Annotated in this window: 13 protein-coding genes, 5 tRNA genes and 1 pseudogene; 12 read left to right on the forward strand and 7 right to left on the reverse strand. The window is 62.8% G+C overall.

Annotated elements, in window-relative coordinates:
- The first annotated feature begins 71 nt into the window (after window positions 1–71).
- Window positions 72–2,432 carry a Tex family protein gene (locus tag XpruCFBP8353_RS15270; RefSeq protein ID WP_101363963.1) on the forward strand — a complete coding sequence of 787 codons (2,361 nt, stop codon included), beginning with the start codon at window positions 72–74 and terminating at the stop codon, window positions 2,430–2,432.
- Between the two features lie 620 nt (window positions 2,433–3,052).
- Here the strand turns inward: XpruCFBP8353_RS15270 and XpruCFBP8353_RS15275 are convergent.
- Window positions 3,053–6,001, reverse strand: coding sequence for a PAS domain S-box protein (locus XpruCFBP8353_RS15275; RefSeq protein ID WP_407071314.1), 2,949 nt, complete (start codon window positions 5,999–6,001; stop codon window positions 3,053–3,055).
- 660 nt (window positions 6,002–6,661) lie between these two features.
- A complete protein-coding gene (locus XpruCFBP8353_RS15280; protein ID WP_101364027.1) occupies window positions 6,662–7,042 on the reverse strand; it encodes a response regulator in 381 nt (126 codons plus the stop codon).
- Window positions 7,043–7,180: 138 nt separating this feature from the next.
- On the opposite strand from XpruCFBP8353_RS15280, the gene XpruCFBP8353_RS15285 reads away from it, so the two are divergent.
- The 10 genes from XpruCFBP8353_RS15285 (at window position 7,181) to XpruCFBP8353_RS23965 (ending at window position 13,211) form a co-directional block, all read left to right on the forward strand.
- Window positions 7,181–7,267, forward strand: a tRNA-Leu gene (locus tag XpruCFBP8353_RS15285).
- Between the two features lie 184 nt (window positions 7,268–7,451).
- Entirely contained in the window at window positions 7,452–8,678 is a 1,227-nt protein-coding gene (locus tag XpruCFBP8353_RS15290) for a tyrosine-type recombinase/integrase (protein WP_053054261.1), read from the forward strand.
- A 97-nt stretch (window positions 8,679–8,775) separates the two neighbouring features.
- A complete protein-coding gene (locus tag XpruCFBP8353_RS15295) occupies window positions 8,776–9,684 on the forward strand; it encodes a hypothetical protein (RefSeq protein ID WP_095574786.1) in 909 nt (302 codons plus the stop codon).
- A gap of 110 nt (window positions 9,685–9,794) precedes the next feature.
- Window positions 9,795–10,043 (forward strand): helix-turn-helix transcriptional regulator, encoded by a 249-nt coding sequence (locus XpruCFBP8353_RS24475; protein WP_053054263.1) that lies wholly within the window; start codon window positions 9,795–9,797, stop codon window positions 10,041–10,043.
- Complete coding sequence (locus XpruCFBP8353_RS15305) at window positions 10,040–10,342, forward strand: helix-turn-helix domain-containing protein (protein ID WP_053054264.1); 303 nt, start codon at window positions 10,040–10,042, stop codon at window positions 10,340–10,342. The genes XpruCFBP8353_RS24475 and XpruCFBP8353_RS15305 overlap by 4 nt, the downstream gene beginning before the upstream one ends.
- Window positions 10,343–10,415: 73 nt before the next feature.
- Window positions 10,416–10,571 carry a hypothetical protein gene (locus XpruCFBP8353_RS23730; RefSeq protein WP_155405762.1) on the forward strand — a complete coding sequence of 52 codons (156 nt, stop codon included), beginning with the start codon at window positions 10,416–10,418 and terminating at the stop codon, window positions 10,569–10,571.
- A 67-nt stretch (window positions 10,572–10,638) separates the two neighbouring features.
- Complete coding sequence (locus tag XpruCFBP8353_RS15310) at window positions 10,639–11,058, forward strand: hypothetical protein (RefSeq protein ID WP_053054265.1); 420 nt, start codon at window positions 10,639–10,641, stop codon at window positions 11,056–11,058.
- 235 nt (window positions 11,059–11,293) lie between these two features.
- The gene (locus XpruCFBP8353_RS15315) at window positions 11,294–11,860 is read left to right on the forward strand and encodes an HGGxSTG domain-containing protein (protein ID WP_053054266.1); all 567 of its coding nucleotides are present in this window, start codon (window positions 11,294–11,296) and stop codon (window positions 11,858–11,860) included.
- 23 nt (window positions 11,861–11,883) lie between these two features.
- Window positions 11,884–12,444, forward strand: a complete 561-nt coding sequence (locus tag XpruCFBP8353_RS15320; RefSeq protein ID WP_101378135.1) for a surface-adhesin E family protein — start codon at window positions 11,884–11,886, stop codon at window positions 12,442–12,444.
- Window positions 12,445–13,034: 590 nt separating this feature from the next.
- Window positions 13,035–13,211: a hypothetical protein gene (locus tag XpruCFBP8353_RS23965; protein ID WP_101364028.1), complete on the forward strand. Its 177-nt coding sequence runs from the start codon at window positions 13,035–13,037 to the stop codon at window positions 13,209–13,211.
- A 294-nt stretch (window positions 13,212–13,505) separates the two neighbouring features.
- Here the strand turns inward: XpruCFBP8353_RS23965 and XpruCFBP8353_RS15330 are convergent.
- A tRNA-Glu gene (locus XpruCFBP8353_RS15330) sits at window positions 13,506–13,581 on the reverse strand.
- Window positions 13,582–13,628: 47 nt separating this feature from the next.
- A tRNA-Ala gene (locus XpruCFBP8353_RS15335) sits at window positions 13,629–13,704 on the reverse strand.
- Between the two features lie 782 nt (window positions 13,705–14,486).
- On the opposite strand from XpruCFBP8353_RS15335, the pseudogene XpruCFBP8353_RS24330 reads away from it, so the two are divergent.
- Window positions 14,487–14,552 (forward strand): annotated as a pseudogene (locus tag XpruCFBP8353_RS24330) (hypothetical protein); the annotation flags it as partial.
- Between the two features lie 176 nt (window positions 14,553–14,728).
- On the opposite strand, the gene XpruCFBP8353_RS15345 reads toward XpruCFBP8353_RS24330, so the two are convergent.
- From XpruCFBP8353_RS15345 to XpruCFBP8353_RS15355, 3 genes are all read right to left on the reverse strand, one after another.
- A tRNA-Glu gene (locus XpruCFBP8353_RS15345) sits at window positions 14,729–14,804 on the reverse strand.
- 47 nt (window positions 14,805–14,851) lie between these two features.
- A tRNA-Ala gene (locus XpruCFBP8353_RS15350) sits at window positions 14,852–14,927 on the reverse strand.
- Between the two features lie 92 nt (window positions 14,928–15,019).
- Complete coding sequence (locus XpruCFBP8353_RS15355) at window positions 15,020–15,481, reverse strand: c-type cytochrome (protein WP_162301069.1); 462 nt, start codon at window positions 15,479–15,481, stop codon at window positions 15,020–15,022.
- Between the last annotated feature and the right edge of the window lie 8 nt (window positions 15,482–15,489).

Here is a 15,489-nt window from a genome sequence, read left to right on the forward strand (position 1 = left end):
AACGGGTTTCCGTAGCGGGCCTGCACTGCGAAAATGCTTTTTTTCAGTGAAGCGGTTCACGCCGCGCCGTCATGCACGATAGCCAGCTTGCCCAGCAGATTGCTCGCACCATCGCCGACGAGATCGGTGCCCAACCCGCCCAGGCGCGCGCCGCCATTGCCCTGCTCGATGAGGGCGCGAGCGTTCCGTTCATTGCCCGCTATCGCAAGGAAGTCACCGGCGGCCTTGACGATACCCAGTTGCGCAACCTGGAAACGCGCCTGACCTACCTACGCGAGCTGGAAGAACGCCGCGCGGCGATCCTGTCCAGCATTGGGGAGCAGGGCAAGCTCAGCGACGAATTGCGCGACGAGATCATGGCGGCCGACAGCAAGTCGCGGCTGGAAGATCTGTACTTGCCCTACAAGCCCAAGCGGCGCACGCGTGCCCAGATTGCGCGCGAAGCCGGTCTGGAGCCGCTGGCCGACGGCTTGCTGGCCGACCCGAACCAGGCGCCGGAAGTCGCTGCTGCGTCGTACATCGACGCAGAGAAGGGCGTGGCCGATATCAAGGCAGCGCTGGAAGGCGCGCGCGCCATCCTGATGGAGCGCTGGGGCGAAGATGCCGCGCTGGTGGGTGAGCTGCGCAGCTGGTTGAACGACAACGGCGTGATCCGCGCGCGCGTGGCCGAGGGCAAGGAAGAGGCCGGTGCCAAATACCGCGACTACTTCGATCACGCCGAAACGCTGGCGAAGATTCCGTCGCACCGCTTATTGGCGCTGTTTCGCGCGCGACGCGAGGAAATCCTGTACCTGGATCTGGACCCGGGCAGCGATGCCGAGGCCGGACATCAATATGCCGAAGGGCGCGTGGCGCGCAATGCCGGCATTTCTAATGAAGGACGCCCGGCCGATCGCTGGTTGCTGGATGCCTGCCGGCTGACCTGGCGCGCCAAGCTGCACATGCACCTGCTGCTGGACCTGTTCAACCAGGCGCGCGAAAAGGCAGAAGCCGAAGCGATTGCGGTGTTCGGCGACAACCTCAAGGACCTGATGCTGGCGGCGCCCGCCGGCCCACGCGTCGTGCTGGGGCTGGATCCGGGCATCCGTACCGGTTGCAAGATCGCTGTGGTCGATGCCACCGGCAAGCTGGTGGCCACCGAAACGATTTATCCGCACGAGCCTAAGCGGCAGTGGGATCAGTCGCTGCAGACGATCAAAAAGTTGTGCATGCAGCACAACGTGGAGCTGATCGCGATCGGCAACGGGACAGCCAGCCGCGAGACCGACAAGCTGGCCGGCGAGGCGATTGCGCTGTGCGGCGCGGCCAAGCTGCAGAAGGTCGTGGTCAGCGAAGCGGGCGCATCGGTGTATTCGGCGTCCGAGTTCGCAGCCAAGGAGTTTCCGAATCTGGACGTATCGCTGCGTGGTGCCGTGTCGATCGCGCGTCGTCTGCAGGATCCGTTGGCAGAGCTGGTCAAAATCGAGCCGAAGGCAATTGGCGTGGGCCAATACCAGCACGATGTGGATCAATATCGTTTGGCCAAGGCGCTGGAAGCGCGCGTGGAAGACTGCGTCAACGCGGTCGGTGTGTACGTCAATACCGCCTCGGCGGCGCTGTTGTCGCGCGTGTCCGGCCTGTCCGGCACGGTGGCGGAGAATATCGTGCGCCATCGCGACGACAACGGCCCGTTCAAGCGCCGCAAGGACCTGCTGAAGGTGCCGCGCCTGGGCGACAAGACCTTCGAACAATGCGCGGGGTTCTTGCGCATTGCCGATGGTGAAGAGCCGCTGGACGTGTCGGCGGTGCATCCGGAGGCGTATCCGGTGGTCGAGCGCATTGTCAGCAGCACCGGCAAGCCGATCAAGGCATTGCTGGGCGATGGCAGTTTTTTGCGTGGCCTGAAGCCGGAGATGTTCACCGACGAACAATTCGGGGTGCCGACCGTGCGCGACATCCTCAAGGAGCTGGAAAAACCCGGCCGCGATCCGCGTCCCGAATTCAAGGCAGCGCAGTTCGCCGAAGGCATTGAGGACATCAAGCACCTCAAGCCAGGCATGGTGCTCGAAGGGGTGGTCAGCAACGTGGCCGCGTTCGGTGCATTCGTCGATATCGGCGTGCACCAGGATGGCTTGGTGCATATCTCGGCGTTGTCGGAGACCTTCGTCAAGGACCCGCGCGATGTGGTCAAGGCCGGCGACATCGTCAAGGTCAAGGTGCTGGAAGTCGATGTGGCACGCAAGCGCATCGCGCTGACCTGCCGTTTGTCCGATACGCCGCCACCGGCGGATGGCTCAGCGCAACCGCGCCAGGCGCGCGGCCCCGGTCCTGGGCAGGGCCGGCGCGACGGTGGTGGGCGCGGTCAGGCGCAAGCCAACAGTCAACCGCGGATCACCGCGCCGCCGGCCGACAATGCGCTGGCAGCTGCATTTGCACGTGCTAAGCGTCGTTAAGTCGTGCGTTTGATTGTTCGGTTGATCGGCGTGGCATGGATCTGACGTCGCAATGGTCTGGTCTGCGGTTGGGCTTGGATGTCTTAGCCGCAGATCATGACGCCATAGGTGGCGGGCACCTCTGGTTGGTTTCTTTGGTAACTGGCATGCCGCCAGAAGCTTCGAGTGATCTGCGACGTCGCTGCAGGGCGCTTGCCCGCCCACCCGTGGGGCACGCTGCAAGTACGTCCATGTAAGCGCTTACACAGCATCCATGCTACGTAAGGTCCCGCCACGGTAGGCGGACAAGGTCCAGTCAGGCCTGGTCGGTACGCAGCGTTTTCAACAAAGCGACCGCCAAGTTGCGCGACGCGGTGTCCTTATTCTTCAAGAAAGCAACTCGCCAGACTTTTCAGTGCCGTCGCCTGTGATTGCACCGGTGCAGCTCGGCTTGGTCAATTTTGACGATCAGTGACAAGGTGATTTGCGCAGTCTTATCCGCGTGCAGCGAGGGCAGCGCGCCCTCGACGAACTAAGCGTTCCACCCTCTCTGCACCGTAGCAAGAAAAAGCGCTCGGTGCGGGCAGGCTTCCTCAGTATGCCGATCAGTGACCAAGTCATCGACCAGGCACGCTCCAGCGCTATTGCACCGCATCCCGCACCACACGCGTCGGCAAGATCAAGCGCTCGATCAGATCGACCAGGCCGGGCGGTTCCACCGGTTTGCCCATGTGCGCACTGAAGCCGGCCACCACCGCGCGGTCGCGGTCTTCTTCGCGAACATAAGCGGTGAGTGCGATGGCCGGAATATGTCGTGGTAGATCGGCGCGGCCCGAACGCACCGTTCGGATCAAGTCGTAGCCATCGCGCAATGGCATTGCGATATCGCTCACCAAGACATCGAAGTGCGCATTCGCCAAACACTGCTCGGCCGTGTCCACCGAGCCTGCAGCCTGCACCTGCGCGCCGGCCAGCATCAGGAACTGCATCACTGCCTCGCGCGAATCCTGATCGTCGTCGACCAGCAACAGGCGCACGCCGGCCAGGCGGTGACGGCACTCGTCCGGCAACGCGCCAACGTGTGCGGTGTCTGCCGACGCAGGGCGGAGCTCGCTGACCCCGTGCTGGAACGGCAACACGATGGTGAACAGCGCACCCTGTCCTTCGCCTGCGCTGGACGCACCCAGGCTGCCGCCATGCAGATCCACCAACTGACGCGAGATCGACAAGCCCAGGCCCAGTCCGCCGACGCGGCGTGTCGTGCCGGCATCGGCCTGCCGAAAACGGTCGAACACATGTGGCAGGAATTCCGCTGCAATGCCGATGCCGGTGTCCTGTACGCACAGGCGCAGGCGCTCGTCTTCGACGTCCATCGCCACCCGTACCGTGCCGCCGGCCGGGGTGAACTTGAGCGCATTGCTGAGCAGGTTGGTGAGCACCTGCTGTAGCCGCCCGGCATCGCCAAAGAACCACAATTGGACATCGCAAGGCGCATCCAGCTCAAGCGCGATCTCGCGCGCCAGCGCGGTCGGCTGCATCAGTTCCAGCGTGCTGCGTACCAAGCCGGCGATGTCGAAATGCTCGGCCTGCAGGCGGATCTTGCCGGACAGGATCGCGCTCATGTCCAACAGATCGTCGATGATCTGCGTCTGCGCACGCGCACTGCGTTCGATAATCACCAGACCACGGCCAAGATTGGCCGGCTCCGTCATGTCCGATTGCATCAACCGCGACCAACCCAGAATCGCGTTGAGTGGTGTGCGCAACTCGTGGCTGAGCGTGGCCAGGAATTCGTCTTTGACGCGGCTGGCATGCTCGGCTTGGGCGCGTGCGGCGGTTTCTGCCTGCAACGACAACTTGAGCTTGGCATCCACGCGGGTGCGTTCGATCACGATGCCGGCCAAATGCGAGGCCGAGCGCGCCATTGCCTGTTCGCGTAACGAGGGCAGGTGAGGGCGGTCGTAATAAATGTTGAGCGTGCCCAGGACTTGCCCATTGCTGGCCAGGATCGGAGTGACGCAGCACGCCGCGATGCCCATCGTCGCCGAGATCGCATGGTGGCTGGCAAAGCTGGCATCGGCCTGGATGTCCGCACAGATCACCTGACGGCCCAGATGCGCCGAAAGCGCGCAGGGCGGGCCATCCGGCCCGATCGCCGATGGCTCGAAGTGTCCGCGGTATTCGATTGGGAAATGCGGTGCGGAGCCGAAGCTCAAGGTATGGCGGACCTCGTCGCGCACCATCACCGAGCAGTACAGCGGGATTTCGCCGCGTGCCTCAACGCTTAGCGCAATTGCATCCAGTACCACCGCCAGTGGTGCGCCGGTGGTGATCAAACTCAGGATCGCCCGGTCGGAGGCAGTGGTGTCTTCGATGTGCTTGCGTTCGGAAATGTCGGTGAGCGAGCCGATGTGCCCAAGAAAGCGCCCATCGCTGGCGAAGTGCGGCGATGCGGTGTCGATGCACCAACGGTATTGCCCATCGTGGCGACGCACGCGGTATTCGGCGAGGAATTCGCCGCGTTGATTGAGCGCCTGTTCGAAGGCATGCCGCACGCGTGCCGCATCATCGGCATGCATCACATCCCACCAGCCCTGATCCAGCGCCTGGTCTTCGCCCTGTCCGGTGAAGTTGTACCAGCGCGGATTCCAGTACACGCAATCGCCTTGCGCGTCGGACATCCAGATCATCGCCGGGACGGTTTCGCAGAGCGCACGGAAGCGCACTTCGCTTTCGCGCAATTGCTGTTCGAACGCGCGCCGGTCATGGATGTCGGTATAGGTGCCGATCCACTCGCTGATGCTGCCGTCGTCGCCGCGTACCGGCAGTGCACGCGCCAGATGCCAACGCGACAGCCCATCGTGACGCAGCAGTTCGCACTCCACCTCGAATGCGCGCTCGCCGCTCAATGCCAATGTCCAGGCCTGCGTGGACAGGCGTAGGCCGTCGGCAGTGTGTGCCCGGTGCCACGCGGCTTCTTCGTCGTTGGAAGGATCCAGGCCGGTGTACTCGTACCAGCGCTGGTTGAAGTAGTACGGGCGTCCGTCTGGATCGGCAATGAAGATGATCTGCGGCAGCGTGTTGGCGAGGCGACGCAGGCGCGCTTCGTTGGCCGCCAGTTGCTGCTGTGCCTTAGCCCGTTGCATCGACTCCCAGCAGCGTGCCGCCACCAAGCGCACCAGTTCGATCTCGGTCGACAGCCAGTGCCGCGGCGCGCGCTGATGCACACCGATCGCTGCCACCAGGCGACCGTGCTTGTGCAATGGAATGGCCAGCGAGGCACGCAAGCCGGAGCGGCGGTACTGCTCGGCCACATAGTCCGGCGCACCCGGTGCCATTGCATCGGTGGTGAACCAGGGACGATTTTCCAGCAACGCATCGCGCAGGCCCTGCGCCGCCTCCAGCGGAAAATCGCCTTGCAGGCTCGGCATGTCCTGTACATGGTCGCTGATCACATGCAGGGTGCTGCCATCGGCGGCGGCCAGGCCAAACGCGCAACGGTTCGCGTGCAAATGTTCGCCAAGCAAGCGCACGCTGGTGTCGATGATCTGTCGCGGATCGGACACGTGCTGTAGCGCGTCTTCCAGCATCAATAAAAAGCTGTCGCGACAGTCGCTGTGATGTTGTTCGCTGACGTCAGTGGTTGAAGTTGCAACGCCGACGTACAAGGCACCCAGCCGCTCGCCAGCTTGCAGTACCGGGCTGCATGACCAGGTCGCCAGATTCAGGGGTGTATTGGTCGCTTGCTCGCCCTCGCCACCGGATGCGTTAGTCAGCGCCGCAAGCGGCTGCCCGAATGCCGCCGGATGACTAGGCCCCAGCACTGCAATACAGGCATCGTTGTAGATGCAGCGGTCGTCGCGGCCCCATACCAGCAGCATCGGAACCTGCGCATGCAAGCAGATCGACAAGGCCGTGCGCAGCGCGGGGCTTTCGCGCAGCAGGGCGTCCGCGGCGTGCGCGGAAGCGGCTAACAATGCTGTAGTTTCGCTCGTCCCCGGCAGCAAGCCGGCCAACGGCGACACGGCGATATCCATCCAGCGACCCGCCCGTCATTCTTCGATGGCAGATTTTAGTGGCAACCGGGCCTGCAACGGCTTCGTCGAGGATCCGACGATTCAGTCAATAGGCTTGCTGCGTAGGCTATCAGACACGCCGCGTCTGGGCGGGTCGGGTGGTTAAGAGGAGGGGGCATACATGCCGGCCAAACCCGCACAGTGGCAGGCGAGCATCGCAGCAGGGGAAGCGGCTCAGCTCTTGGCGCCGCTCGACTCGCGCGCCCTGGACAACGCGCCGACCAGTTCGTCGGACAGGTAAGGCTTGGTCAGAATGACGCCACGCTCGAAACCGCTCGGAATGCTGCCGCTGGCAACGCCAGTTGCCAGCACGAACGGGATACCACGCTCGGACAACAGGCGTGCGACCGGTTCGCTGGTTTCACCATTCCCCAGGCGATAGTCCAACACTGCGATATCCGGCGCGTCCTCGCTGATCAGCTGCAAGGCGTCGCGCACTTCGCCCACAGGGCCCATGACGACCGCACCCGCCTGAACAAGCTGCAGATCGAGCAGCATGGCATTCATGTCATCGTTTTCGACCACGAGTACCCGAACTCCACGCAACACCGACATCGCTTGCTCCTTCACTAAGTCGGCCATTATATCGGGACTGCCCTTACCCAGTGCTGCATGCCCTGCTTGCGCCTGAACTCGTCAGGCGCAAACTGACACTGTTCGTTTCATCCACAAGTCGCTATACTGCGCGGCCACGCCGAAGTGGCGGAATCGGTAGACGCAGCGGACTCAAAATCCGCCGCCCTTAAAAGCGTGTGGGTTCGAGTCCCACCTTCGGCACCAGTGCATCGTTTCAGGATGTCCAGTAGCGTCCAGAAACTTCAACAAAACCCGCAACTTGGCGGGTTTTGTTGTGTCTGTTGGTCCAACTGCGTCCAGCGACATGCGTTGAAATCCGGCGGTAAGTGGCGGTAGCTTTGGCGGTAACAGCGGTGGTTACCGCTCGCCAAGGCCGAAAGTTACCGCCATGCCGCTGACAGATACCGCCATCCGCAAGACCAAGCCCGGAGTTGTCCCGTTCAAACTGCGTGATGGTGGCGGCCTGTACCTGCTTATGCGGCCGGATGGCGCCCGCTGGTGGCGCTGGGACTACCGGCGCCCGGTGACGGGCAAGCGCAACACCCTGAGCCTGGGCACTTACCCGGATACCGGCCTTGCCGATGCGCGGGAGAAGCGCGACGCCGCGCGCAAGCTGCTGGCTGCTGGGGTGGACCCCGGCGAGCAACGGAAGCAGGCCAAGCAGGAGCGGGCCGCCTTGGTGGATGCCGCTGGCGAGACGTTCGAGCTGGTGGCCCGGGAGTGGATGGCCCGCCAGACCGTCGCACGAGTCACGGCGGAGAAGAATCGCTGGCTGCTGGAAACCTTCCTGTTTCCCGAGATCGGTTCCCGCCCTGTCGGCGAGATCACGCCCCGCGAGCTGCTGGACGCCCTGCGCAAGATCGAAGCCACCGGCAAGCTGGAAACAGCCGCCCGCGCAAAGATCAAGGCAGGGCAGGTGTTCCGTTACGCCATGCTGGAAGGCAAGGCGGAGATCGATCCCACCGCCAGCCTGCGGGGCGCGCTCAAAGCTGCCAAGGCGCGCCACCATGCCGCTGTAACCGAGCCGGCCAAGATCGGCCAGCTATTGCGCGCCATTGACGGGTTCAGCGGGCAGCCGGTGACCCATGCGGCATTGAAGCTGGCCCCGCTGGTGTTCGTTCGCCCTGGCGAACTGCGCGCGGCCGAATGGGAGGAAATCGACCTGGACGCCGCCATGTGGCGCATCCGCCCTGAGCGCATGAAGATGAAGGCGTCGCACCTGGTGCCCCTTTCCAGTCAGGCGGTGGCGATCCTGCGCGATCTGCATGCCCTGACCGGCGGCGGCCAGCATGTGTTCCCCGGCCTGCGCCCCAATCGCCCCATGTCGGAAAACACCGTCAATGCCGCCCTTCGCGCACTGGGCTATTCCGGCGACGAGATGACCGGTCACGGCTTCCGCAGCATGGCCGCCACCCGGCTGAATGAGATGGGCTGGAACGCCGACGCCATCGAACGGCAGTTGGCGCACGCCGAAACAAACAAGGTCCGCGAGGCATACACGCATGCGGCGCAGTACCTGCCCGAGCGCGTGCGCATGATGCAGGCCTGGGCGGACTATCTGGACGGCCTGTGCGCTGGCGGTAACGTCGTGCCGCTACGGGCCAAGGCGGGCTGAGCTTTCATCGAACACCCGCACCTAGCCCGACGGGGCGAAAAGCCGGACACCCTGCCGGCCTGGTGTGGGGACTATTTCAGGGGCGCAAGGGTGCGCCATGCCGGAAATTTACGACCGAAAGAAACTGATCGACTACCTGTTGCGCCGCCAGTTCGGATCGCTCGCCCCGCCCCCGGTGCCCACGTTATCTGGCATGCGCCTGGATGCCATGCTTGATAAAGCAAGCTGGAAGCGCGATCTAGCGATGGCAGGCCGATCCAACGAAGCTACGCCGATGGAAAAGCAGCGCGCACGCTATGAGGCGATGAGTTTGGCAGAGCTTAATGCGCAGGTTGAAGCTGCGAAATCGAGCGACTTGGAAAAGGCCAAGCAGCTTGCCAAGGAAGCCAAGCTATCACGCGAAAAGCGCTGGCCTCACTGGGCAAAGAAAGACCTGTGGAGCGAGGCAGAGTTGGCGGCTCTGTGCTGCGGCTTTGTGCCCGATGAACGCGGTATGCCGAACGATCCCGGACGGGTCAATGGAAGCGACCAGCAAGCGATAGCGATACTGCGTGCAGAGGACGATATCCGCAGAGGCACTCTTTCCCAGAGGCTCGCATTCGTGCCAAGAGATGACGCGGACTCAGCGGCGCGGATGTATGGCACTGCTAGGCATTTCGTTCCCAGCGTTGCCGCAGAATGGGCAGCCCAGCAGTTCGACACATTTCCTGCTTCGCTGCTCGCGGCTGTGCGGGAGCGTGATCGCTCCAGCGCTGCCGATCTCGCTGCTATCGTGCCTGTGCCGGAGATCGCCCCCAAGGCAAACAAACCGCTTGATGAGCGCGAGCGCACGACGTTGCTATGCGTCATCGGTGCGCTTGCAAAGCATGCGAAATTGGATTTGTCGCAGCACATGAAGGCTGGCGACACGATAGCCGCCATTGTGCCGGAGTTGCAGCTGACCGGCCGAACCATTGGCGAGCATCTGAAAAAGGTCGGAGAAGCCATGGAAAAGCGAACAAAATGAAAGCAACTGCAATTGCACTGCTGAAGACTGCAATTGCAACTAGCAGGTAGGTTCAAAGCATAGTTTTCGAGTCCAACGCCGCCCATCCCGGAGCGGTGACGGACATAGATATGCAGCTTGCACCACTGCCCACAACGGGCTTCCTGCGACTTCCCCAAATCGTCGGCCGTGCTGCCGACACCAAGACCAACACTACGGCCATCCCAGCCCTGATCCCGGTCTCCCGGTCCACTTGGTGGGCCGGCGTGAGGTCCGGCCGCTATCCGCAGCCGGTCAAACTGGGCGAGCGCTGCACCGCCTGGCGGGTCGAGGACATTCGCGCGTTGATCGAGGCCACCGGCAAGGAGGTGGCTCCATGAGCCAGAACAACACGCATGCTCCGGCGGCTGAAAACGGGCCTGAGGCGAACATCGTTGATACTTCCGCATCTGCCCAGCGCGCGCGCCTGTTGGCCGCGTTGCGAAAGGGGCCAGTGACGACGCTGGACGCCCGGCGAGACTTGAACGTGTTCGTGCCCGGCGTCCGCGTATTCGAGTTGCGGCAGGAGGGGCACCCCATCGTGACTCGCCTGATTCGGTTGCTGGACGACCAAGGGCGGCCACATAGCCGCGTAGCGCAGTACGCGATGCAGGGGGAGGTGGCTGATGCGCTTCCCTGATAAACAACGCAGCCCGCACGAGGCGGGCCACGGCGCACACGCTGGCAGGCTGGGTGCGAGTCGAGACTACACGATGGAGGCGGCCTTGTATCTGGCGGCGGTGGCCATGGAAGCGGCGCAGGCCCAGCTTGAAGCATGGGCGCGCTTGACCGACGAGCCACACTGGGCCGTCGTGGATGCGGCCGATCTGTTGGATGCAGCACGCGCTGCGCTGGAGGGTTCCCGGTGAGCCGGCCTTGTTTCGACGGTGTTGGGAGCGTCCACCGCGCGCTTGGCGCCATACGGGGAGGCACGCGATGAGCGCCAGGAAACGGGAACGCTTCAAAGGCCGCAAGTCGGGCGGTGCATTTTTCCGGGTTAGTGTCGAAGTGCTGGAAAGTCCAGCGTTCTGCGGCCTCTCCATGAAGGCGCGTGCGCTTCTGCTGGATCTGGGCGCTCAATTCAATGGCTACAACAACGGAGATCAGAGCGCGGCGTGGTCTGTCATGCACAAGCGTGGCTGGAAGTCCAAGGACACGCTGCGCAAGGCGTTGTTGGAGCTGCTGGCCGCTGGATTGATTGAGCAGACCCGGCAAGGTGGCCTGCACTGGTGTTCACTTTTTGCTTTCACCTGGATGGGCATTGAGGAATGCGGCGGCAAGCTGGATGTAAAGCCCAACGTGGTCCCGTCAAACATGTGGCGAAAGTGCGTGCGACTGCTGCGCGTGGTGGCATGAAAACGCGATGCTCGCCCCGGTCATTGGGGCAGTGCGCCCCGGCTATCGGGTCAAGGAGCGCGCCAGTAGGTACGACTATCGGGGCAGTGTGGCCCGGTGGTCGGTCCTACAGGGCAGCTTTCACTCGCTTCGGTGCCCCGGCTATCGGGCACCTTCTAGATATCTACCAAGCGGTAGCTAGATCTATGGGCCACCACGGACCAATTACAGCGCGCCCCTTGCATGGAGGTGGGTGATGCACGACCGATACCTGAGCGGCGACAAGCTTCATCTGGCCAAACTGCAAAGGGAGCGGCGGGCCACAATGCGCCGCATCGACTACATGCCCGGCCGGAGGGCGCTGGCGGTGTTCGAGGCGCGGCAGGCGCAGGAGCGGCCCCGCAGCATTGAGGCAACCAATAGCGCGGTACTGGACGCCATCTTGATCGAGTGGGCCGAGCTGACCGGAGTAAAGTACAGCCAAGTAGGCCAGCCCAAAGCTACGGCCCCAACGCCGGAATTAACTGACCATTTCGCGCGGGCGCGTTTGACTTCGGCGCCACTGCCGGAATTAATGCTCCCATCGCGGGCGTGCGCGCATGCGTATGACTCCGGGCGAGCGGGAAACCAGAAGATCACCGCAAGGCCGTACCAGCGGGCCAACAAGTGCGGGGCAACTCGCCACCGCGACGGCCAGCCATGCCAGGCGAAGCCAGAGCCAGGCAAGCTCCGCTGCCGCTTCCATGGTGGGCGATCCACTGGCCCGAGAACCGATGAGGGCAAGGCGAAAGCACTTTCGAACTTGAAGCAGTACAAGGGCTAGCCGGGGAGGCGAAAGTCGCTAATATGGATTCGCGGAGCCTGTTGGCCTGCTCGGAATGGCGGATCATCGCGGATATGGGGGCGGCAATGTGGAAGGCGGTTTTTCTCATCATTGCTGGTTGGCTGCTGGCATCCGGCGTTGCCGAGGCTCAAACGGCAGTATTCAATTGCAAGAAGGAAGGCGAGCCAGTCACCTACAGTACAAAGCCCCTCCCACCCGGCTGGAGTTGCCGGGCGATCATTGTGAATGATCCAAGATGGATCGAAATTGCGGAAACCGCAGATGGAGATCCCGTCCAAGTCGACTCGAAGACGATATCCAGATCACCAGGCATCACGACTGCCTGGATTCAGCAGTGGGGTGTTCACCTCATCGCAAGAACTGGGCAAGGGACTCTGCAGCGAGTTGTGTCACGCATTGAGTTTGACTGCGCAAAGCGCACGGCAAAGCTGCTTATGAGCGTTGAGTACGCACTGGGCAACTCGAATGGCACGTCTTCTGCCCCATTACGCCCTGCTGCATTGCCTGTCGTCCCCGGAACCGTGCAAGAAATCGAACTGGACACGCTTTGCAGCAAGCGCTGAATAGCCCATCGCCCAGCAACGTCTGGTCGGCTAAAGAGGGTCAATCCCAACTTTCTTCCGGGAAGCGGGGGGCCATCTGCAGGCGGGAACGGCTGCCTGCAGATGGCCCAAGCGGCCACCTCGTGGCGGTAACTTTGGCGGTATCTTTCGGGCATCCTGCGCAGAATGGTTGATATCAATGGGTTTTCGTTGCCCACCTTCGCACCAAGTTGTTGCAGTACCGGCGAAAGCCCTTCTGGAGAAATCCGGTGGGGCTTTTTGCTGTGTGCCGTTTCGGCAGGATGCAGGCCTCGATTGGCCTCGATGCGATCGGCGACGCGGGTGACCTTCATTCGTCAGTTGGCAGTTGGCTGAGCACGGGCGGAGTGGGGGTCGTGGAGGTGCACGCGCTGTCGTCGCGAACCCTGTGGGCATGATGCGAACGCTTGTGTACCGAGTGTCCTCCATCGCCGCGCAACTGCATCGGATACACACTTGCCTCTGTGTGTGCACACGTGCAATGCAGTGCGCAGTCAATGGATGACGTTGCAGGCACGCAACCATCACGCGGCGTGCGTACCTTGGACGTCTCTTTTAAGCAGGTGGCCTCCATGGACTTCGATCCTTCGCAGCAGCTGCGCATCCTGCGCGACATCCATGACACCAAGCCAGTCGCCGACGAAGAGGGAAACTGGGCGGTACGCGCCGGCTATGCCACGCAAGCCGAAGATGGTGATATCGACCTGACGCACGAGGGCCGCAAGGCGCTGGATAGCGGGCAGGCCTGAGGTGCTCTGCACAGTGCACCGCGTGGCTGGGGTGCATATCGAACGGAGGCTTTCTTCATCGCGATAGCGTGCGGTGCGAGCCTGCGTCGCGCTAGAGCGCAGTGTGAGGTCCACAGACCAGGCCTACAATGCAGCGGCTTGCGAGTGCTTAGCGGGGTGTTGCATGCAAGTTGCACAACTGGCAAGCATTTGCACGCCTACTGGTCCCGTCCTGCAATTGCCGCAACGTTCGTCCGGGACGGAGGTCGAGGCAAAAACAAAAAAGCCCCGGCAGTGCCGGGGCTTTCAGATGATTGGCGTCCCCACGGGGATTCGAACCCCGGTGTCCACCGTGAAAGGGTGGTGTCCTAGGCCTCTAGACGATGGGGACGCGTATCAAAACCTCGTTGTCCATTCCAGACGGCCTAATGTCTGGAGTGGTGGAGCCAGGCGGGATCGAACCGCCGACCTCCTGCATGCCATGCAGGCGCTCTCCCAGCTGAGCTATGGCCCCGCGTTGCTGCGAGCCGGCAATCATAGCGAACTCATCGCCGTTTGCAAAGCAATGTTGCAACTTTTTTGCCGTACGCGGTGAGGCGCAGTGACACGGCTTCTGAAACGCCTGCGCCTGGTTGGGCGAGGTGGGCGCACGCCTTGCGCGTTCGAGCGCCGCAATGGATTACGCATGCACGCGATCGCTTGCGGCACTTGGCCGGCACGCCCTGCGCATTTGAGTTGCGACTCGCCGGGCGCGGGTGTCGTGGCAAGGGCGCGCGGCCCCTGATGCAGTGCGTCCTTGCTGGTGCGCGTTGCGTTCAACAGGTGCGGTGGCGAGATGCGACTTCGTCAGTGCGCCGCGCTTCACGACAAAAGTGTGCACCAATTGTCATGACTCTTTTTTGCTAGTACACCGGCGAACTTGACGATCTTTTTTGCGAATGCATCAGGGATATCGCTGTATTGGTCATGATGCGACGTGTCGAAATCATTAGGCTTTGCGCGGCCTAGGGCCTAGGGCCGAGAACGAGGCTTGAGTGATCTTGATGTGGTGCTGTTTCGCCACGCCCGCCCGCTGGCTGATGCGTACTACAGCTTGCGCGTGCGGGCTGGACTCAGCGCAAAGACAGTCGATGCGGTTGAGCGCGCACTGGCGAGCACGCTGTTCGGCGTCTTCGGCTCCTCCAACGATGCGTTGGTGGCGATGGGGTGCATCATCGCTGATGGCGGTTGCCACTGCAGGTCTGTGACGTTGCGGTACATCCGCGTTGGCAGGGGCGCGGTCTGGGCAAGGAAGTGATGCAGCAGCTGCTGAGCGACTGGATGCAGGCGAATGTGCCGCCTTCTGCGGAAGTCAGCGTGCTCGCCAGCAGGGCGACGCACCCGTTGTGCGCGCGATACGGTTTTGTCCCAACGTCCTCATCGGCATGCGCCGTCGCTTCTGATTCGCCGGATGGGCGAGGCAGGTACGCCATCGGGCACTGCGATAGGGCTGCATCATTCAAAAAAAAGCCCCGGCAGTGCCGGGGCTTTCAGATGATTGGCGTCCCCACGGGGATTCGAACCCCGGTGTCCACCGTGAAAGGGTGGTGTCCTAGGCCTCTAGACGATGGGGACGCGTATCAAAACCTCGTTGTCCATTCCAGACGGCCTAATGTCTGGAGTGGTGGAGCCAGGCGGGATCGAACCGCCGACCTCCTGCATGCCATGCAGGCGCTCTCCCAGCTGAGCTATGGCCCCACGAAACTGAGAACGAAATGATAGCGGCCTGTTAATGTTCGCGCAAGCGCTTTTTCATTCCGAATGAGACTGGCGCGGGGCGCATGGTGCGATCATTTGATGCCGTGCAGATCGCGCAATTGGGTCTGACGTGCGCCGAAATACGCCGCCAGGTCGGCGATGTCCTGATCGCTCAATGCGGTTGCCTGCGCGGTCATCAATGGATGCTGACGGTCGCCGCTGCGGTACGCCTGCAGCGCATGCGCCAGGTAGTCGCCGTATTGGCCGCCAAGTTTGGGATAGCTGGGATCGATCGGCGCATTGCCATCGGCGCCGTGGCAGTCCACGCAGCTTTGCCCGGTGGCCTTGCCCTTGGCATGCGCGAGTTTGTCGCCGGCGTCGGCGCGGCCGGTAGGCAGACCTGCCGACGAGCCGGAGCCATGCTCGCCGCTGGCGTGGCCGGGATCGCCGGCGGAGTGGTCGGTGGATTCGACCTGGGATTGGGAACAGGCCGCCATCATCAAGGCAACGACCAGGGCGATGGCTAGACGCGGAGCGTGCAGGGCGTTCGGCATGTGGGCGC

It is taken from the genome of Xanthomonas prunicola, from assembly GCF_002846205.1.
Classification (GTDB): Bacteria; Pseudomonadota; Gammaproteobacteria; order Xanthomonadales; family Xanthomonadaceae; genus Xanthomonas; species Xanthomonas prunicola.